Raw genomic sequence first — 18,717 nt, 5'->3', positions numbered from 1 at the left:
CGGCTCCTGCGCTCTCCGGGGTGGTCATTCACGTGATTCACGTCATTCACGTGATTCACGTGATTCACGTGATTCACGTATGGAGATGAAGGCTAGGTATGCGAACTCGCGTCGTCAATGGCGCGGGGTGACGGGAAGGGCGACGGGAGGGGCGGGAGGGCGTGGGGCGGGGCGGGAGAAGGGGTGCGGGGAAGGTGGGAGGGGAGGGGGCGAGGGGGCGCGTGAGCGGCGCGCCGGGAGCGCGCCGCGCGCGCGATGCGGCGCTCGCGCGTACCCCGTGATCCCACCGCCAAACAGAAAGTGATCCACTTCACCCCACCCGCGCTGTCTCCCGGACTGCGTGCTTGATACAAATTGCCCGCGCGTTCCCGTCCGTCGACGGACGTCGCCCCCGCATTCCTCCGCTCGACCCCTCCCCCTCCCCCACCGGGCCCGCTCACGCCGAGCGGCCCCTTCCGCACGCCTGGAAACGCCCGTGTCCGCGCCCCGCGCCACCCCCTGGTCCCTCGTCGCCCTCTTCACGGCCGGGTACCTCGCCCCCTATCTGCTGCCCACCGTCGTGGGCCGCCTCGACGCGGGACTGCCGCTCTCCGCCACCCAGGCCGGTGCCGTCGGCAGCGCGCTGCTCCTCGGCTCGGCCGCCGCCGGGTTCACCCTGGCCGCGCGCGTCGAGCGGGTCGGGGCGCGCGCCCTGGCCCGCGCCGGACTCCTGCTGGCCCTCCTCGGCTACGGCGGCGCCGCCCTCGCCGACGGTGTGCCGCTCGTCGTCGCGGGCGCCGTCCTCGGCGGCTTCGGCTCCGGCACGGCCACCACGGTCGCCGCCACCCGCATCGCCGCCCAGCCCGACCCGCACCGGGCCTCCGCGTTCGGCCTGCTCGGGGTGTCCGCGCTCGCGGGCGCCGTCTATCTGACGGTCCCGCACCTCGGCGCCGGGCACGGGCAGCCGCTGGCGGCGCTCGCGCTGACCGCGGGCGCCGTCTGGCCGCTGACCCGGCGGCTCCCCGGACCCGCCCCCGCTACCCCGGCCCCGGCCGACGGCGCCGCCGCCCCCGCCCGGCTGCCGCACCTGCGGTCCGGGCTGGTGCTGGCCGCCGCGATGCCCTGCTGGTCCCTCGTGCAGAACGCCCTGTGGGGGGTCAGCGGCCGGATCGGGCTGACCCAGGCGGGGCTGAGCGAGGCCACCGTCGGCGTGGTGTTCGCGGTCGCACTCGGCGCCGGGCTGCTCGGCGTGCTGGGCGCGGGCGCGCTCGGGGCGCGGCTGGGGCGGGCGGTGCCGATCGGCGGCGGTACGGCGCTGATCGCCGGGTGTGTCGTGGTCAGCGCGTCGGCGACCGGGCTCGGCGGGTTCGCGGCCGGGGAGATCGCCTGGAACGCCCTCTACCCGGTCGTCCTGTCGTACCTGATCGGGCTGGCCGCGTCGCTGGACCCGCGCGGCCGGTGGGCGGTGCTGGTCGGCTCGGCGTCCTCGCTGGGCACGGCGGCGGGCCCGCTGACCGGGAGCGTCCTGTCTGCGCAGGCCGGGTTCCCGGTGATGGGGCTGGTGCTGGGGGCGGGGCTGCTCGTGGTGGCCGTCCCGATGACGGCGGTGGCACTGCACACGGGCGGCCGTCCGCTGCTGCCCGGCGCGGTCCGGCGGCGCGGCGGCACCCCGGCCGCGATGGTCGCGGCGGCCACCGGCACCCCGAGCGGCGCGGTGCCCCCGGTCGGCGCGGCGGAACAGACGGTCGTCGAGGTCGCCGTCGACCTCCCGGCCGCCGTACCGGACCAGGACGCCTACGACACGGCCGGTCCGCGACCGGCGGGCGGGGCGCCGGGGGCGGGGGACGCGTAAGGACGGGACGCATGGGGCCCGCGGGCGTGTGGGGCGCCGGGGCGGACAGGGACCGTCCCCGGCTCCGGCGGGCGGGTGCCGCGCCGGGACCGGGGACGGGTGGGGGGTGGAGCGAGGGGCGTGGGGCGTGGGTCGTGGGTCAGGCTGCCGTGTCGCGGGCCGGTACGCGCGCCGTCGCCTGGTTCGCGCGGCGGCGAAGGTACCAGCCCGCCGCGGTCAGCAGGGCCGCGGAGGCGGCGGCGACGCCCACGGTGACGCCCGTGGCGGCGAGGCTGCCGCCGGTGCCGCCGGTCGCGGAGACGCCGCCGGTCGTGCCGGTGTCCCCGTACCCGCCGTCGCTGCCGCCGCCGGTCGTGGTGCCGCCCGTGGTGCCGGTGCCGCCGTCCGTGCCGCCGGTCGTCCCGCCGCCGGAGGTGCCGCCCGAATCGCCCGTCGTGCCGCCGGAGTCGGCGCCGGGGCCGTCGTCGGTGCCGACCGGGGGCTGGCCGGTGAAGCTGACCGGGACCTTGACGTCCTGGGAGCGGTCGCCGGACAGGGTGTGGTCGGCGCGGGTGGCGAGGACGCAGGTCTTCTTGAAGCAGTCGGTGAACTCGTCCTTCGCGTCCACGGTCAGCTCCACCGCAAAACTGCCGCCCTTGCCGTACGGCTTCGCCAACTCCTTGCCGTAGTCGGGCGGGTTGGAGGAGATCCAGGCCGAACTGTGCGAGCCGCCGGTCATGTCGACGCCGCCGACGCACGGAGTGGGCAGCTCTCCGGGCCCGTTGTCGACGCAGAGGGCGACATAGATGCCCTTCTTCTCGTCGTAGCCGGAGCCGGTGACCTTGAGGACCTGGTTCTCCTCGGCCAGGCCGTTGACCGGGGTGACGGTGAGCTTCTGGCCACCTGTGCCGGTGACGGTCTTCGTGCCGGAGGGGCCGGTCGGGGTCTGGCCGCCGTTGCCGCCATTGCCGCCGTTGCCGCCGCCGTTGTCGCCGCCCGCCTCCTTGACGGTGAGGGTGACCGGGGTGGTGCGGGTCCGGCCCGCCGTGTTGGTGAACTCGGCGCGGTAGCGGTAGCCGTCCTGGGCGGCGCGCGCGGTGAACGTGTACGCGTTCTTCGTCGCGCCCTCGACCGGGGTCCAGGTCTGCCCGCCGTCGGCGCTGACGCTCCAGGCGACGCTGGGTTCGGGGGTGCCCTCGGCAGCGGCGACCAGGGCGACCTCGTCGCCGGGCGCGACCGTGCGGTCGGTCGGGGACTGGGTCACGCGGGGCGACCTCCGCAGGTCGAGCTTGGTGATGCGGGCCTGGGCCGGGCTGGAGACGTAGACCGAGGTGCCGCCGGGGGCGACGGCGACGGCGGCCTCGCCGAGCTGGGACTGGTTGCCCGCGAGGGTGGTGGGCTTCGCGGCGGCGGCGAAGCCGACGGTGTCGTAGACGCCGAGGGAGCTGACCTCGTCGCCGCCGTTGCCGGTGTCGCCGCTGTCCTGCCAGACGACGAACGCCCGCTTTGTGACCGCGTCGAAGGCGACGTCGACCGCCTCGTCGGGGCCGGTGATCGTGGTGAGGAGCTTCGCGGCGGCGTCGAGGACGAGGACCGAACTGCCGCTGCCCACCCAGACGTTGCCGGTGACCGGGTCGGCCTCGACGAACCCGACCCCCTCGTCGGGGAGTTGGGCGGTCGCGGTGACCGTGAACGCGTCGGTGCCGGAGGTGTCGACCCGGCGCAGCTGCCCGCCGCTCACCCCCGCCGACCAGGCCGCCTTACGGGCCGGGTCGACGCCGAGCTGGGAGCCGCCGTCGAGGGTGATCGTGCGCCGTACGGCCCCGGTGGCGGTGTCGAGTTCGGAGAGCGCGGCGCCCTGCGCGACCAGGGTGGTGGCGGCCGTCGTACCGGGTCCGACGCCCGTGACGGTGGCGCCGGTCAGCCATACGGCGCTCGCGGCGGCGGTGTCGCCGTCCTTGGCGGTGGCCAGGCCCCGCAGCGGGTACTGGAAGGTGACGCCGTCACCGGGGAGCGGCCCGGCGATCAGGTTGACGGTCCGCTCCAGCAGGGCTCCGTTGGAGCCGGGCAGTTTCGCCAGGTGGCTGCGGACCCTGCCGTCGGCCGGGTCGAGGGCGTACAGGCCGCGCTCGTTGACGTCGCCCGTGTCGACGACGTCGTCCGAACCGGCGTAGAGCTTCCCGGAGTCGGGGTGCAGCAGGAGGTCGCGGACCTTGCCCGCGGTGGTGAAGTCGGCGGCGCGCACCCAGTCGACGGTGCCGGGCGGGACGTCCACGCCGTCGCCCCCGTCGTCGCCGTCACCGGGGTCCTGGCCCTCGAAGGCGACCGGGACCCGGACGTCCTGGGAGCGGTCGCCGGGGCGGCGGTGGTCGACGCGGGTGACGACCGAGCAGCCGACCTTGGCGCAGTCGACGCTGCCGTCCTTCGCCTTCACGTCCAGTTCGACGTCGAAGGTGCCGCCCGCGCCCCACTTCACGGCCAGGTCCCCGGCGTACTCGTCGCCCTCGGGCACGATCCACTGCGAGGAACTGCCGGTGCCGTTCTGGTCGGCGCCGCCGATGCAGGGGGTGGGGATGACGCCGTCACCGTTGTCCTTGCACAGGGCGACGTAGATCGCCTTGGTGGCGTCGTAGCCGGAGCCCTTGACGCGCAGGGTCTCGCCGTCCGGGTCGAGGTGCGCGGTGGCGGACACGGTGAGCTTCTGGCCCGCCTTGCCGAGGCCGGTGCGCGGGGTGTCCGCGGCCTGGGCGGCGGTGCCGCCGGTCACGGCGACCGTCGCGGCGGCGAGCAGGGCGGCGGCGCCGAGGAGGGCGGCGGGTCGGCGGCCGCGCGGGCGGGCCGCGCCGACCGGGCCGGGCCGGCCTTTCGTGGCGTCTGTCATGGGATCTCCGGGGGTTCCTCGGACGGGGGGTGCGCCCCGACCGAGGACACCCAGGGGGACGCCGAAGGGCCGGGCCCGTGGTCACGGGCCCGGCCGGGACCGCCTACTGGAAGGCGATCGGGACGTGCACGTCGTACTTGCGGTCGCCGCTGTCGAAGTGGTCGGCGCGGGTCACCACGGCGCAGTCGACGTCCTCGCCGCAGACCCGGCCGTCGTCGAGGGTGGCCTTGACGAAGATCTGCACGCTGAAGGTGCCGCCGGTGCCGAACTTGGAGCTGTTGGCGAACATGCCGCCGAAGGTGTTGTTCACCCAGTGCGAGGCACCGGTCGCGCCGGTCTCGTCCTGGCCGCCGAGGCACGGGGTCGGCTTGTTGGCGCCCTGCGCGCCGTCGACCACGCAGAGGCCGACGTAGACGCCCTGGGAGGTGTTGTAGCCGGAGCCGGTGACGGTGATGACCTGGCCCGCGGCGGTCGCCGTGTTCGGGGCGGTCAGCGACAGGTTGTAGGTGGTGCCGCCGTCCACGACGCTGCGGGTGGAGGTGGCGGCGGAGGCGGAACCGGCCAGGCCCAGGGTGAGGGCGGCGGCGGACGCGACGGCGACAGCGGCGCGGGCGGCGGTGCGGGGGGTGACTCTCATGGGAGGAGGTCCTCTTCCGTCTCGACGAGTCGAACTTAGGTAAGGCAAACCTAAATACGATCTTCAGCTGTTTGTCAACGGACTGCAAAGAAAACCCAACCGGGCTTCTGTGCAGGGGAGTTCGGGCATGCCGAGGAGCGGACCGTGCGGCCCGCTCCGTGCTGGGGTGATCCGGCGTAACACGCTGATCAGCTCGGGGTTCCGACCCCGAACGTCGCGCTCACGACCGCCGGACGGCTGCCGACTGCGGTCAGCTCCACCGTGTGTTTCCCGGTGAAGGCGGTGTCGTAGACGGGGAATTCACGCGTGACCCGGCCGTCGGAGTCCGCCTCCGCCTGGTAGCGGGTGTCGCCGTCGATCGCGACCAGCACCACCGCGCCGGGCGCGAAGCCCTCGCCGGTGACGGTCTGCCGGGACCCCGGAGCCAGCGTGGCGTGTGTGACGGTGGCCACGGGGGTGCCGTCACCCGCGGCCGGGGCCTCGGAACCCGGCGCGGCTCCCGCGTCCGGGGCGCCGCCCGGTTCCAGGTCACCCGGCTCCAAGTCATCTGGTTTCGGCGCAGGTTGGGTCGATGAGCCGCCCGAGGGGCTGTCCCCCGGCCCGCTCCCGGACCCGCCCTCCGACCCGCTCCCGCCGGTCCCCGCCGCCCTCGTCCCGAGCGTCAGCTCCAGCGCCCCCAGCGGCTCCCCCGCCGTGAACTCCGCGCCGCTCCAGGAGGACAGCAGGGCCGCGCCCTCGGCGGTGAGCGAGGCCCGCAGACCGGCCCAGGTCACCCCGGTGGCCCGTACGGCGGGACCGGCGCCCGACGCGACGTCCGCCAGGGCGAGTTCGGCGGCCCGGCCGTCGACGACCGTACGGCCGTACAGCGCGCCGCCCCCGTCCGCCGCGAGGCGCAGCCGCAGTCCGCCGAGGACCAGAGGCCGCGCGGACGGGCCGTCGAAGCGGGCGGCGCCCCCGAGACGGAGGTCGGCCGTGCCCGCCGCCGGGTCGGTGCTGCCACCGAGGGCGGGGAAGGAGGCACGGTCGGCGGAGGACCGTACGGCGGGCCGGGTGACGTCCAACGAGACGCCCTCGTCGGCGAGTTGCCCGGCCGCCGCGGTCCAGCGCGCGAAGCCGCCCGAGACCTCCCGGACGGTCGGCTCCCCCGTGGCGCGGGCGTCCTGCGCGAGGGCCGCGCCGGGGCAGCAGAGTGCGACCAGGGCGCCCGCCGTCAGGGCGACGGCGCCGGGTCTCTTCACCATGTTCGGTTCTCCCTCTGGAAAGTGAGGTTGCGTCAGCCCGCCCGCACCGGGCGGTGACCGGGCCGGGACCGCTCGACGCGCCTACGCGGCTCCGCCGGTGCCCGTCCGGCGGCGGCGCGCCCAGAACCAGGCACCCGCCCCGGCGGCGACCAGACCGGCCGCGCCGAGCCCGAGGGGCAGCGCGACGTCGGAGCCGGTGCTCGCCATGGAGCCGTCGGCGGCCTGGTCACCGGACGCGCCCCCGGTGGTGCCCGAGCCGGTGGTGCCCGAGCCCGTGGCACCTGAGCCCGTGGTGCCCGTACCGGCCGTCGCGCCCGGCGTCGCCGTCGCGCCGCCGGTGCTCCCCGCACCCGCCGTGCTCCCCGTACCCGCCGTGCCGCCCGAGCCGCCCGCCGTGCCGAAGGTCACCGGGATGCGGACCGTCTGGGTCTGGTCGCCGCCCCGCGTGTGGTCGTTGCGGGTGATGACGGCGCAGCGCACGCCCGCGGCGGTGCAGTCGGTGTTGGCGTCCTTGGCCCGCACCTTGAGCTTGACGCTGAAGGTGCCCGCGTGGCCGCTGCCGCCGTACGGCTTGGCGAGGCCCTCGCCGTAGGAGGGCGGGTCGGACGAGATCCAGGCGGAGGCGCCGGACTCGCCGGACATGTCGACGCCGCCGACACACGGCGTGGGCGTCTTCCCGACACCGTTGTCGACGCAGAAGGCGACGTAGATGCCCTTCTCCGTGTTGTAGCCGGAGCCGGTGACGGTGACCGTCGCCCCCGCCGGGTCCAGGCCGGAGGATGCCGACACCGTGAGTTTCTGGCCTTCCGGCCCGGTCGCGGAGCCGCCCGCGGCGGCGGCCGGTGCGGCCGGCAGCAACAGGACGGACGCCGAGGCGACCGCGAGGAGACCGCCAACTCCGTGGCCCCGCAGGCCACTTGCCGATGCCATGGAAAACCCCCACCACCCGGAACTAAGGTCAGCCTAACCTAATCTATTCTTCGTCTGTGTTCCAGGTGGGCACCAGGCGCGAACCGGACGAGTGCCCGGACGCCGGCCCGGACACGAGCCCGGACGGACGGAGAACCGGGTGCGACGGACGGACGGAGAACCGAGTGGAGAGGAACGGGCGATGAGCGCAACCGGGAGGGCCCCCGCGGCCGGAGGACACCGGCCGGGCCCACAGTTCCGCGCAGGCACAGGAACAGGCGCAGGAACAGGCACGGGCGCAGGCGCAGGCACGGGCCGCGCCCGTCCCGGCCGTCGCCCAGGACGCCTCGCCGCCCTCGGGCTCGCCGTGGCCCTGCTGACGGGTGCCTGCTCGACGGCCGGGACGGGGTCGGACTCCGCCTCCGGCGGCGCGTCGGACACCGCCCCCACGTCCGCCTCCGCACGGGCCGCCGCCGCGCAGAAGCAGCTCGCGTCCCACGAGATCGTGCCGCTCGATGGCGCGCCGCCCGCTCCCGCGCTGCCGGTCACCGTGGACTCCGCCGACGGCCGGAAAGTGACCGTGAAGGACGCCTCGCGCATCCTGCCGCTCAACGGCGGGGTGTCCGAGATCGTGTTCACGCTCGGGCTCGGTGACCGGGTCGTCGGCCGGGACGTCACCGCCACCTTCGACGAGGCGAAGAAGCTCCCGCTGGTCACCAAGGCGCACGACGTCAGCGCGGAGGGCGTGCTGTCGCTGCGGCCGAGCGTGGTGCTGGCTGACACCGACACCGGGCCGAAGGAGGCCGTGCAGCAGATCCGGGACGCCGGAATCCCGGTCGTCGTCCTCGACACGGCGACCGAACTGGCCGACGTGACCACCCGGACCACCCGGATCGCGCAGGCGCTCGGTGTGCCCGGCGCGGGCGAGGCGCTGAACCGGCGGATGAACGGCGAACTGGCCGCCGCCCGCGCCGCCGTGCCGAAGGGCAGCCGCCCGAAGGTGGCGTTCCTCTACATGCGCGGCAGCGCGGCCGTCTATCTGATCGGCGGCAAGGGCTCCGGCGCGGACTCGCTGCTCGCGGCGGCGGGCGCGGAGGACGCGGGCGTGGCGGCGGGGCTGGACAAGCCGTTCACGCCGATCACCACCGAGGCGCTCGCGGCGGCCCGGCCGGACGTCATCCTGATGATGACCAAGGGGCTGGAGTCGGTCGGCGGCCTCGACGGGCTGCTGAAGATCCCCGGGATCGCGCAGACCCCGGCGGGCATGAACCGCCGGGTGGTCGACATGGAGGACGGCGTCCTGCTCGGCTTCGGCCCGCGCACCCCGCTGGTCATCGACATCCTGGTGGACCGCGTCCACCGCACCTGACGGACCGGCACCCGGCACCGCCGCGGGCCCCCTGCCGGACCGGCCGGATCAGCGGACGCGGGTCGGAGACGCGGGTCAGAACACGTACGCCTCCACCTCGGCCAGATACGCGGCCCGCAGCTCCTCGTCGTCGTCCAGGAAGGCGGCGGTGAAGGAGTTGCGGGCCAGTTCGCGCAGCCGCGCCTCGCCGAGGCCCAGGGTGTCGCGGACGGCGTCGAAGGCGTCGCCGACGTAGCCGCCGAAGTAGGCGGGGTCGTCGGAGTTGACGGTGCAGAGCAGACCCGCGTCGAGCATGGCGGGCAGCGGGTGGTCGGCGAGGCGGTCGACGACGCGCAGCCGCACGTTGGACAGCGGGCACAGGGTCAGCGGGACGCGGTCGCGGACCAGCCGGGCCACCAGCGCCGGGTCCTCCACGCAGCGCAGGCCGTGGTCGACGCGCTCGACGCCGAGGACGTCCAGGGCCTCGGTGACGTACTCCGGCGGCCCCTCCTCGCCCGCGTGCGCGACGCGCCGCAGGCCGAGGGCGGCGGCGGCCTCGTACACCTCACGGAACTTCGCGGGCGGGTGGCCGACCTCGGCGGAGTCCAGGCCGACGCCGGTGATGCGGTCGAGGTACGGCTTCGCGGCGTCCAGGGTGGCGAGGGCCGACGCGGCGGACTCGTCGCGCAGGAAGCAGAGGATGAGCCGGGTGGAGACGCCGTGCCGCTCACGGCTGCGGCCGAGCGCCCGCCACAGCCCCTCGACGACCGTCCCCATCGCCACGCCCCGCGCGAGGTGGGCCTGCGGGTCGAAGAAGATCTCCGCGTGCCGCACGCCCTGGGCGGCGGCGCGGGCGAGGTACGCCTCCGCCAGGTCCTCGAAGTCGCGCTCGGTGCGCAGGACCGCCATCAGCGCGTAGTACAGGTCCAGGAAGGACTGGAGGTCCTCGAACCGGTAGGCCTCGCGCAGCGCGTCGGTGTCCGCCCAGGGCAGGGCGACCCCGTTCCGGTCGGCCAGCGCGAACGCCAGCTCCGGCTCCAGGGTTCCTTCGATGTGCAGGTACAGTTCGGCTTTGGGGAGGGGCATCAAAGCATCGTACGGCGGTTTCACCGTCGTTTCGGAACCGGCACCCGGAGGAGGTCGGAGGCCACGGTCAGCTCGCCCTCGAACCCGGCGGCGCGGGCCTGCCGCTCGAAGGCGTCGGGGTCAGCGTAGCGCTGGCTGAAGTGGGTGAGGACGAGGTGGCGGACGCCCGCGTCGCGGGCCACGCGGGCGGCCTGCCCGGCGGTGAGGTGGCCGTGGTCGACGGCGAGCCGCTCGTCCTCGTCGAGGAAGGTCGACTCGATGACCAGCAGGTCGCAGCCGTCGGCGAGGGCGTGGACGCCGTCGCAGAGCCGGGTGTCCATGACGAACGCGAACCGCTGCCCGCGCCGCACCTCGCTCACCTCGTCCAGCGTGACCCCGCCGACCGCGCCGTCGCGCTGGAGACGCCCCACGTCCGGGCCGCGCACCCCGAGCGCGGCGAGCCGCTCGGGCAGCATCCGGCGCCCGTCGGGCTCGGTCAGCCGGTAGCCGTAGGACTCCACGGGGTGCGACAGGAGGCGCGCGTCGAGCGTGTACGACGGGGTCGTGGCGAGGGGCCCGTCCCGGTCGACCGGCTCCTCGGTGACGCCGACGGTCTCCCGGTACGCGGTGGAGTACCGCAGCCGGTCGAAGAACCGCTGGCCGGAGCGCGGGAAGTGGGCGGTCACGGGGTGCGGGACCTGGTCCAGGTTGATGCGCTGGATCACCCCGGCCAGACCGAGGCTGTGGTCGCCGTGGAAGTGCGTGACGCAGATCCGGTTCAGGTCGTGGGCGGCGACCCCGGCGCGCACCATCTGCCGCTGGGTGCCCTCACCCGGGTCGAAGAGGATGCCCTCGCCGTCCCAGCGCAGCAGATAGCCGTTGTGGTTGCGGTGCCGGGTGGGCACCTGGCTGGCGGTGCCGAGGACGACGAGTTCACGGACGGACATCGGTCGCCGCCTATCCCGGAGGCCACTGGAGGCCGCGGCCGCCCAGGACGTGGGCGTGCGCGTGCCAGACGGTCTGCCCGGCGCCGCTGCCCGTGTTGAACACGATGCGGTAGCTGTCGAGCTTCTCCTCGTCGGCGACGGCCTGCGCCTCCCGCAGCACGTCCGCGGCGACCTCCGGCGCGGCGACGGCGAGCGCGGCGGCGTTCTCGTGGTGCGCCCGCGGGATCACCAGCACATGCGTCGGCGCCTGCGGGCTGATGTCGCGGAACGCGACGGTCGTCGCCGTCTCCCGCACGATCGTCGCCGGGATCGTCCCCGCCGAGATCTTGCAGAACAGACAGTCGTCCTGCGGCTCCCCTGACATACGTCTGCTCCTTCGACCGGGCGTGCGGTACGGGTGGTGATCTCCGCGTGCATCGTAGCGAGCGGGGGTGGGGGGTGCGTACGGGAAATCGGAGGCGGGGGGTCGCCTCCGCCCGGCACACTCCCGGCATGCGCCCCGGAACCGAGGTCTCGCCCCAGGACAGGGCCCTGCGCCACGTCGCGGCCCGGTCGCGCGGCGGGCCGCTCGCCCCGGACCTGCGGGTGACGCTGCACTTCCACCCCGACCGGGCGGCCGACGGCCTGCCGGTACTGACCGGCATGGCGCGGGACGGCGTCTACCTCTCGCAGTTCGTGACCGGCACGGGCAACGGCGGCCTCACGGCCCGGCCGGGCGGGGACCGCTGGCGCTGGGAGAGCAGGCTGTTCGCGGGGGCCTACGACGACGCACCGGCCGTACAGCGCCCGGTCTACGGGGCGTTGAACCACCGCCGGGACGTCAGGGGCGCCGCCCCGCGCTTCGGCTCGTCCTACTTCCGGCTCACCGCCGACACCCTGGCGCGCACCACGTTCTGCTATCCCGACAGCTCGACCGACCCGTCGGACTTCGGTACGGCGGACCGCTGCGCGCTCGCCGCGCTGGCCGAGGCGGAGGGCCGGGACCTCCTGGACGACCATGTGGAGGCGCACCTGCACGGCCCCGTCCGCTTCGACCGGGACGTGGAGGCGCTGGTCCTGGACCCCAGCTACCGGGGCACGCCCGTCGAGGACGCGGCGCGACGCCTGCCGTGCCCGGTCGCCTGGCATCCGGGATTCGCCCTCACCGTGCCCGAGCTGCGGCGGCATCCGGAGTACCGGGGGCGGGAGTACGTCGACCTGGGCGCCGAGATCGCCGTCCGGGGCCGCCTCGACCCGCGGACGATCGGGGACGCCGTGCGCACGGGGCGCCACGACCCCCAGGACCTGAAGAAGGTGTGGCACCTCGTGGCCCGCTTCGGCAGGACGGCCGGAGCGGGCCCCTGAGAGGCGGGCGCGGCCCCGGCCCTACCCCCGCCGCTCCGGCAGTTCCGGCAGTTCCGGCAGCTCCGGTGGGGTTTTCGCCGGGGTCTGTTCCAGGGTGGCGAGGGCTACGTTGACGGCCTCGTCGAGTTGGGGGTCGTGGGCGGTGGCGTGGTCCTGGGGGCGGGTGACGACCTCGATGTCGGGGTCGACGCCGTGGTTCTCGACGCCCCAGTCGTACCCCTCCAGCCAGAAGGCGTACTTGGGCTGCGTGACGAGGGTGCCGTCGACGAGGCGGTAGCGGTTGTCGATGCCGATGACGCCGCCCCAGGTGCGGGTACCGACGACCGGGCCGATCCCGAGGGCCTTGATCGCCGCGTTGACGATGTCGCCGTCGGAGCCGGAGAACTCGTCGGCGACGGCGACGACCGGGCCGCGCGGCGCGTCCTGCGGATAGCTGTAGGGGCGCATGCCGCGCGGCACGGACCAGCCGACGATGCGGCGGGCGAGCTTCTCCACGATGAGCTGGGAGGTGTGGCCGCCCCGGTTCTCGCGGACGTCGACGACCAGGCCCTCGCGGGCCACCTCGACCCGCAGGTCCCGATGGATCTGCGCCCAGCCGGGCGCCTGCATGTCGGGGATGTGCAGGTAGCCGAGGCGTCCGCCGGACTTCTCGTGGACGTACGCCCGCCGGTCGGCGACCCAGGCGTGGTAGCGCAGCGGCTCCTCCGACGCGGTCGGGACGACCACCGCGTGCCGCAGCTCGCCGCCGCCGGCCGGTGAGACCGTCAGCTCCACCGGCTTGCCCGCCGTGCCGTCGAGGAGCGGCGCGGGCCCGGTCACCGGGTCGACCGGCAGTCCCGCGACGGCCACGATGGCGTCCCCGGCGCGGATCGCGACGCCGGGCGCGGCCAGCGGGGAGCGGGCGTCCGGGTCGGAGGTCTCCGGCGGCAGAATCCGGTCGACGCGCCAACTGCCGTCCTCGTGGCGGGAGATGTCCGCGCCGAGCAGCCCCTGCCGGGGCCCGCCGCCGGACCCGCCGCGCGGGATGACGTAGGCGTGCGAGGTGCCCAGTTCGCCCTGGACCTCCCAGAGCAGGTCGACCAGGTCGTCGTGGGTGGTGACCCGGTCCAGGACCGGGCGGTAGCGGTCGAGGACGGCCGGCCAGTCGGTGCCGCTCATGTCGGACCGCCAGAAGTGGTCGCGCATGATGCGGCCGGTCTCCTCGTACATCTGCCGCCACTCGGCGGCCGGGTCGAGGATCTGCCGGACCCGGCCGAGGTCGACGGTGATGTTGGTGTCGCTGTCGTCGTCCTTGGACGCCCGCCGGTCGCTCGGTACGACCTTGAGCCGCCCGTCGGTCCACAGCAGGACCCGCTTGCCGTCGCCGCTGACCCTGAAGGCGTCCGCGTCGGCCGCGAGGTGCTCCAGGTGCTGGTGGACGAGGTCGAAGCGCTCCAGCTCGGTCTGCGGATCGGGGTCGTCGGGCGTGGCCCGCGACGAGCCGAGGACGCCCTGCACGGGGTGGCGCAGCCACAGCACGCCGTCCTTCGCCGCGCGCAGCCCGGAGTAGCGGGCGGCCTCGACGGGGAACGGCACGATCCGGTCGGCCAGGCCCTCCAGGTCGACGCGGGTGGCGGGAGTGCCCTCGCTGTCGGGGGTCTCGTCCTTGTCGGGGGCGTCGAAGGGCCGCCCGTGCCGCTGCGGCCCGAACGGCGAGGGTGTCGTCGCGGCGAGCGGGATCAGGTGCGGCCGGTCGCCGACGACGAAGGCCAGGTCGAAGACGTGCTCGTCGTAGACGGGGTCGAAGGAGCGGTTGGAGAGGAAGGCGAGGTGTTTGCCGTCGAGGGTGAAGGCGGGCGCGTGGTCGTGGAAGCGCAGCGGGGTGGCCTCGGTGACGGCGAGGTCGGTGGTGTTGGCGAGGCGCAGTTGCCGCAGCGGGCCGGGGCCGGGGTGGGACCAGGCGAGCCAGGCGGAGTCGGGGGAGAAGACCAGCCCGCTGACCTCGCCCTCCTCGCTGCGGTCGACCTCGCGGACCTCGCCGGTCTCCCGCTCGACGAGCAGGACGCGCCCGTCGTGGGCGGCGACGGCGGCCCGTCCGCCGTCGGGCGCGACGGCGAGGCCGAGGACCCGGCCGAGCTGTCCGGCGGCGAGGCGGCGGGGGCCCGCGCCGGGGGTGCGGCCGGTGGCGGGCGCGAACTCCAGCGCGTCGTCGCCCTCGGCGTCGGTCACCCACACCACCCACTCCTCGCCGTCGGCGCGGAACACGCGGGGCAGCCGGGCGCGGACGCCGGGTTCGGCGGCGAGGGCGCGGGCGGGCCCGCCCCGGTGGGTGACCCAGTGGACGGCGCCGCGGACGGCGACGGCGCTGCCGCGCGCGGTGTGGTCGGGGGCGGCGGCGCCGAACCAGCGGGCGGCGTTGACGGGCCGGGGCCGCCGGTCGGCGCGCTGCCCGCCGAGGCGGATCTCCAGCCGGCGGGGCGCCCCGTCGGGGTCGGTGAGGTCGTCGACGATCCACAGCTCGCCCGCGCTCGCGTAGACGACGCGGGTGCCGTCCCCGGCCGCGTGCCGGGCGTAGAACCCGGTGTCGAGGGGGGTGTGGCGGCGCAGGTCGGAGCCGTCGGCGAGGGAGGAGTACAGGGCGCCGACGCCTTCGTGGTCGGAGAGGAACGCGATCCGCTCCCCCGCCCACACGGGGTGTTCCAGGTTGCCGTCGAGGTCCTGGTGGAGGCGGACGAACGCGCCGTCGCCGTCGCGGTCGATCCACAGTTTGCCCGCCGTGCCGCCCCGGTAGCGCTTCCAGTGGGCGGCCTCGCGGCCCATGGTCGCCGACAGCAGCACGGTGTGCGGGCCGTGGGCGACGGCGCCGACCGGCCCGTACGGCAGGGTGGTGGCGGGTCCGCCGTCGACGGGCAGCGCGCGGGCCCAGGTGCGGCGCAGGCTGGCCTGATCGTGCGCGCTCAGGACGAGGACCTGGCCGTCCGGGGTCCAGCCGAGGACGCGGGTGCGGGCGTTGCCCCAGTGGGTGAGCCGGGTCGCGGGGCCGCCGTCGACCGGGGCGAGGTGCACCTCGGGGGCGCCGTCGCGGGTGGAGGTCCAGGCGACGAGGGTGCCGTCGGGGGAGATCCGGGGCGCGGTGACCGGCATGTTGTCGGCGCTGACCCGCCAGGCGCGGCCACCGTCCAGCGGGGCGAGCCAGACGTCGTCCTCGGCGGTGAAGGTCACGAACTCGCCGTGCAGATGCGGGTGTCGGAAGTACGCGGCAGGCGTCACGGGCTGTGTCACCTGATCACTGTAGGCAGGGGTAGACGCGTCCGGCAGGGGTTCCGATCACTTACCGGCCGCGACGGCTCATTTCCGCTGGGAGGGGCCGCAGGCGCCGTCGGCGTCGCACCACACGGTCTTCGTGACGGTCACGGTGACCTCGGGCCGCGCACCGCCCCCGTCGTCCTTCGCGCCGCCACCGCCGGAGGTGCCGCCGCCGCTCCCGCCGCCGGAGTTCCCGTTGCCTCCGCTGCGGGGCGGGTCGACCGGGGAGGGGGTGGCGGAGGCGCAGTCGCCGAGGCCGCTGACCCGGAACAGCTGCTTGTCCCCCAGCACCGCCTTGAGGTCGCCGCGCACGCAGGAGCCGTCGACGGCGCGGGAGACCTGCCCGGAGACGGTGATGTCCCGCCCGTCGCCGGTCGCGCCCTCGCAGTCCACGGACGCGGCGCGGGCGCGGGCGTCGTCGTAGCGGGCCGCGCAGGTCAGCCAGCGCACGTCGACGTCCCGGCGCCCGAGTTCGGCGGTAGCGACCTGGTCGGTGGTGTACGCCACGGACGCGGAGGTGAGTCCGCCGCCCGGTTCGCAGGCCGTCACCGCGGTCCCCGCCAGTACCGCGAGCCCCGCCGCGGCCAGGCCGCGCACGCGTGCGCGCGACGGCTTGCGGGACCGTGCTCTCCCTGTGCTCCATGCCCCCATGGGAAGCAGCGTGCCACTCACGCGCCGCCCGCGACAGTGCAGTTGTCGCCACTCACCCGTCCCGGTGACAGCGGCGGCGGATCCCGGCGGACGCGGTGGCTCAGCCGCCGCCGAGCAGCAGCCATTCCTGGAGTTCGACCAGGTTGCCCTCGGGGTCCTTGAGGTGGGCGACGCGCATCCGGTCGGTGAACAGGGCGGGCCCGTGGACGAGTTCGGCACCGCGGGCGGTGATCCGCGCGCAGTAGTCGTCGAGGTCGTCGACGCGCAGCGCGACCAGCGAGCGGTGCCCGTGGACGTCCTCGCCCAGCTCCCCGAGGAGCCCGGCCATCACTGCCCGGTCCTGCACGGCGATCCCGGCGGCCCCGGTCGCGGGCGAGAACTTCTCGTACGGGCCGTCGACCGCGCCGGACTGCGGCTTGAGGCCGAGGACATCGGCGTAGAAGTGGTAGCAGGCGGCGAAGTCGGTGACCAGAAGCCGTACTTGGGCGAGTTCCACGGTGGCCTCCCTGGGTGCGGGTGGTGGGGGTCAGGACCAGCGGCCGGTCCGGCCCAGGATCAGGGCGGCGGCGGCCGTACCGGCGGTCGAGGTGCGCAGCACGCTGCGCCCGAGCCGGTGGGCCGTCGCCCCGGCCGCCTCGAAGAGCGCCAACTCGTCCGGGGAGACGCCCCCTTCGGGCCCGACGACGAGGACGACCGACCCGGTGACCGGCAGCGGCGCGGACGCCAGCGGGGTGCTGCCGTAGTCGCGGTCCTCGTGCAGCACGGCGGCGAAGTCGGCGTCCGCGAGCAGCCGGGCGACCTGCTTGGTGCTCGCCAGGTCGGTGACCTCGGGGAACCGGACCCGGCGGGACTGCTTGCCCGCCTCGCGGGCCGTGGCCCGCCACTTGGCGAGCGCTTTCAGCCCGCGCTCGGCCTTCCACTGGGTGACGCAGCGGGCGGCGGCCCACGGCACGATCGCGTCCACCCCGGTCTCGGTCATCGTCTCGACGGCGACCTCCCCCCGGTCGCCCTTGGGCAGCGCCTGTACGACGGTGAGGCGCGGCTCCTCGGCGGGCTCGTCCACGGCCCGTTCCAGCGCGACGACGAGCCGGTCCTTGCCCTCGGCGGCCGTGACGGCGCCCGGCGCCCAGCGTCCGGCCCCGTCGGTGAGGACGACGCCCTCCCCGGCGCGCAGCCGCTTCACGGACACGGCATGCCGCCCCTCGGCCCCGTCGAGCACGAAGACCCCGCCCGCGTCCGGCAGTTCACCCACGACGAAGACAGGCGCGGTCATCGCACGCCCCCCTCGCCGTAACCCCCGTCGCGGCCGAGCCGCCGCCCCTCCGACAACGCTGTCCGCGCCTGCTCCAGCTCGGCCGCGAGGACCTCGACGAGCTGCCCGGCGGGCAGCTCCCGCACGAGCCGGTGCCCCTGCCCCGCCCACAGCGCCATGCCCTGCGGGTCACCGGCCTTGGCGGCGGCCTTGCGCAGCGGCGAGGTGAGGTGGTGGACCTCCGGGTAGGCGGCGGGGGCGTAGGGCCCGTGCTCGCGCAGGAACCGGTTGACGAGGCCGCGGGCGGGCCGCCCGGAGAAGGCGCGGGTCAGCTCGGTGCGGACGAAGAGCGGGTTGGTCAGGGCGGCCTTGTGGACGGCCGGCGCGCCGGACTCCGGGGTGGCGAGGAACGCCGTGCCGAGCTGGGCGGCGCTCGCGCCCGCGGCGAGGACGGCGGCGATCTGGCTGCCGCGCATGATGCCGCCCGCGGCGACCAGCGGCAGGCTCACGGCCTCCCGCACCTGGGCGAGCAGCGCCAGCAGCCCGATCCCGGCGCCGTCGTTCTCCGGGTGGTCGCGGTGGGTGCCCTGGTGGCCGCCCGCCTCGACGCCCTGCACGATCACCCCGTCGGCGCCCGCCCGTTCCACGGCGAGCGCCTCGTCGACGGTGGTCGCGGTCGCCAGCGTCACGGTGCCGACCCGGCGCAGCGCCTCCAGCGCCTCCGGGCTCGGCACCCCGAAGTGGAAGGAGGCCACGGCCACCGGGTTGTCGAGCAACACCGCCAGCTTGGCGTCGTAGCCGTCGTCCCGCCCGCTGTCCGGATCGCCCAGCTCGGTCTCGTACCAGGTGGCCTCCCCGGCGAGCTGGTGCGCGTACACCTCGACCGCCCCCGACGAGGCGGGCAGCCCCGCGGCCTCCCCGGTCGCGGTGACCGTCCCCGCCTCGGCCTGCGGCATGAACAGGTTCACCCCGAACGGCCGCGCGGTCAGACTCCGCAGCTGTTTGATCTCCTGGTACACCCCGTCGGCCGTCTTGTACCCGGCGGCGAGAAACCCGAGCCCCCCGGCCTCACAGACAGCGGCCGCCAACTGAGGCAAGGAGACGCCGCCCGCCATGGGGGCCTGCACGATCGGACAGGGCAGGAGATCGGTCAGCGCGGAGGACATGACGGCATGGTGTCACGTCACGGGAACGGCTCCGAATCGGGTGCCGCTCCGGCTCCGGGGGCTGAGGCGGGCCTGGGCTTTTCAGTCCGTCCGACGGTCACAGCGACAGCCCGCGCCCGCCCACTCCAGCCCGTCCGGCGTTTGAGGACAAGGCCCCTTCAGGGCCGAAGCGGGGGCCTGG

15 protein-coding genes are annotated in these 18,717 nt (G+C 75.3%); 3 read left to right on the top strand and 12 right to left on the bottom strand.

The genetic code is table 11. The features are described from left to right. Positions 1–475: 475 nt before the first annotated feature. Positions 476–1,831 (top strand): MFS transporter, encoded by a 1,356-nt coding sequence (locus tag ACIQPQ_RS01845; RefSeq protein WP_401298393.1) that lies wholly within the window; start codon positions 476–478, stop codon positions 1,829–1,831. A 139-nt stretch (positions 1,832–1,970) separates the two neighbouring features. On the opposite strand, the gene ACIQPQ_RS01840 is transcribed toward ACIQPQ_RS01845, so the two are convergent. The 4 genes from ACIQPQ_RS01840 to ACIQPQ_RS01825 all read right to left on the bottom strand — a co-directional run bounded on the left by ACIQPQ_RS01840 (position 1,971) and on the right by ACIQPQ_RS01825 (position 7,499). Then, positions 1,971–4,691, bottom strand: a complete 2,721-nt coding sequence (locus tag ACIQPQ_RS01840) for an immunoglobulin I-set domain protein (RefSeq protein WP_401298390.1) — start codon at positions 4,689–4,691, stop codon at positions 1,971–1,973. Positions 4,692–4,794: 103 nt separating this feature from the next. Next, positions 4,795–5,328 (bottom strand): hypothetical protein, encoded by a 534-nt coding sequence (locus tag ACIQPQ_RS01835; protein WP_401298388.1) that lies wholly within the window; start codon positions 5,326–5,328, stop codon positions 4,795–4,797. A gap of 188 nt (positions 5,329–5,516) precedes the next feature. Then, positions 5,517–6,569 (bottom strand): hypothetical protein, encoded by a 1,053-nt coding sequence (locus ACIQPQ_RS01830; RefSeq protein ID WP_401298385.1) that lies wholly within the window; start codon positions 6,567–6,569, stop codon positions 5,517–5,519. 81 nt (positions 6,570–6,650) lie between these two features. Continuing rightward, entirely contained in the window at positions 6,651–7,499 is an 849-nt protein-coding gene (locus tag ACIQPQ_RS01825) for a hypothetical protein (RefSeq protein WP_401298383.1), read from the bottom strand. Between the two features lie 346 nt (positions 7,500–7,845). Between ACIQPQ_RS01825 and ACIQPQ_RS01820 the strand changes: the two genes are divergently transcribed. Beyond that, entirely contained in the window at positions 7,846–8,847 is a 1,002-nt protein-coding gene (locus ACIQPQ_RS01820; RefSeq protein WP_401298380.1) for a hemin ABC transporter substrate-binding protein, read from the top strand. A gap of 75 nt (positions 8,848–8,922) precedes the next feature. Here ACIQPQ_RS01820 and ACIQPQ_RS01815 read toward each other — a convergent pair whose 3' ends face one another. From ACIQPQ_RS01815 to ACIQPQ_RS01805, 3 genes are read right to left on the bottom strand one after another with little or no spacing between them, the layout of a single operon-like run. Next, positions 8,923–9,912 (bottom strand): adenosine deaminase, encoded by a 990-nt coding sequence (locus tag ACIQPQ_RS01815; RefSeq protein ID WP_401298378.1) that lies wholly within the window; start codon positions 9,910–9,912, stop codon positions 8,923–8,925. Positions 9,913–9,932: 20 nt separating this feature from the next. Continuing rightward, positions 9,933–10,838, bottom strand: a complete 906-nt coding sequence (locus tag ACIQPQ_RS01810; protein WP_401298375.1) for a ribonuclease Z — start codon at positions 10,836–10,838, stop codon at positions 9,933–9,935. Between the two features lie 10 nt (positions 10,839–10,848). Beyond that, a complete protein-coding gene (locus tag ACIQPQ_RS01805) occupies positions 10,849–11,202 on the bottom strand; it encodes an HIT domain-containing protein (protein ID WP_401298373.1) in 354 nt (117 codons plus the stop codon). Positions 11,203–11,330: 128 nt separating this feature from the next. Here ACIQPQ_RS01805 and ACIQPQ_RS01800 point away from each other — a divergent pair, with 128 nt between their 5' ends. Continuing rightward, positions 11,331–12,182 carry a DUF3626 domain-containing protein gene (locus ACIQPQ_RS01800; RefSeq protein ID WP_401298370.1) on the top strand — a complete coding sequence of 284 codons (852 nt, stop codon included), beginning with the start codon at positions 11,331–11,333 and terminating at the stop codon, positions 12,180–12,182. Between the two features lie 21 nt (positions 12,183–12,203). Here the strand turns inward: ACIQPQ_RS01800 and ACIQPQ_RS01795 are convergent, their stop codons facing one another. The 5 genes from ACIQPQ_RS01795 to ACIQPQ_RS01775 all read right to left on the bottom strand — a co-directional run bounded on the left by ACIQPQ_RS01795 (position 12,204) and on the right by ACIQPQ_RS01775 (position 18,536). Then, positions 12,204–15,443, bottom strand: coding sequence for a S41 family peptidase (locus tag ACIQPQ_RS01795; RefSeq protein ID WP_401298367.1), 3,240 nt, complete (start codon positions 15,441–15,443; stop codon positions 12,204–12,206). 66 nt (positions 15,444–15,509) lie between these two features. Beyond that, positions 15,510–16,118, bottom strand: coding sequence for a hypothetical protein (locus ACIQPQ_RS01790; protein WP_401298364.1), 609 nt, complete (start codon positions 16,116–16,118; stop codon positions 15,510–15,512). A gap of 100 nt (positions 16,119–16,218) precedes the next feature. Then, complete coding sequence (locus tag ACIQPQ_RS01785; RefSeq protein ID WP_401298362.1) at positions 16,219–16,614, bottom strand: VOC family protein; 396 nt, start codon at positions 16,612–16,614, stop codon at positions 16,219–16,221. 30 nt (positions 16,615–16,644) lie between these two features. Further along, positions 16,645–17,391, bottom strand: coding sequence for a 16S rRNA (uracil(1498)-N(3))-methyltransferase (locus ACIQPQ_RS01780; protein WP_401298359.1), 747 nt, complete (start codon positions 17,389–17,391; stop codon positions 16,645–16,647). After that, entirely contained in the window at positions 17,388–18,536 is a 1,149-nt protein-coding gene (locus ACIQPQ_RS01775; protein WP_401298356.1) for a nitronate monooxygenase, read from the bottom strand. Before ACIQPQ_RS01775 ends, ACIQPQ_RS01780 begins: the two co-directional genes overlap by 4 nt. Positions 18,537–18,717: the final 181 nt, after the last annotated feature.

Origin of the sequence: Streptomyces sp. NPDC091281, from assembly GCF_044757425.1 — a bacterium.
In the GTDB taxonomy this organism is placed as follows: Bacteria; Actinomycetota; Actinomycetes; order Streptomycetales; family Streptomycetaceae; genus Streptomyces.
This window is presented reverse-complemented; position numbering and strand designations above follow the sequence as displayed.

Excerpts from the sequence above, each read along its gene's own strand:
- ACIQPQ_RS01825 (WP_401298383.1), bottom strand. The coding sequence starts at position 7,499 with ATGGCATCGGCAAGTGGCCTGCGGGGCCACGGAGTTGGCGGTCTCCTC.
- ACIQPQ_RS01810 (WP_401298375.1), bottom strand. The coding sequence starts at position 10,838 with ATGTCCGTCCGTGAACTCGTCGTCCTCGGCACCGCCAGCCAGGTGCCC.
- ACIQPQ_RS01805 (WP_401298373.1), bottom strand. The coding sequence starts at position 11,202 with ATGTCAGGGGAGCCGCAGGACGACTGTCTGTTCTGCAAGATCTCGGCG.
- ACIQPQ_RS01830 (WP_401298385.1), bottom strand. The coding sequence starts at position 6,569 with ATGGTGAAGAGACCCGGCGCCGTCGCCCTGACGGCGGGCGCCCTGGTC.
- ACIQPQ_RS01840 (WP_401298390.1), bottom strand. The coding sequence starts at position 4,691 with ATGACAGACGCCACGAAAGGCCGGCCCGGCCCGGTCGGCGCGGCCCGC.
- ACIQPQ_RS01790 (WP_401298364.1), bottom strand. The coding sequence starts at position 16,118 with ATGGGGGCATGGAGCACAGGGAGAGCACGGTCCCGCAAGCCGTCGCGC.
- ACIQPQ_RS01780 (WP_401298359.1), bottom strand. The coding sequence starts at position 17,391 with ATGACCGCGCCTGTCTTCGTCGTGGGTGAACTGCCGGACGCGGGCGGG.
- ACIQPQ_RS01775 (WP_401298356.1), bottom strand. The coding sequence starts at position 18,536 with ATGTCCTCCGCGCTGACCGATCTCCTGCCCTGTCCGATCGTGCAGGCC.
- ACIQPQ_RS01800 (WP_401298370.1), top strand. The coding sequence starts at position 11,331 with ATGCGCCCCGGAACCGAGGTCTCGCCCCAGGACAGGGCCCTGCGCCAC.
- ACIQPQ_RS01835 (WP_401298388.1), bottom strand. The coding sequence starts at position 5,328 with ATGAGAGTCACCCCCCGCACCGCCGCCCGCGCCGCTGTCGCCGTCGCG.
- ACIQPQ_RS01815 (WP_401298378.1), bottom strand. The coding sequence starts at position 9,912 with ATGCCCCTCCCCAAAGCCGAACTGTACCTGCACATCGAAGGAACCCTG.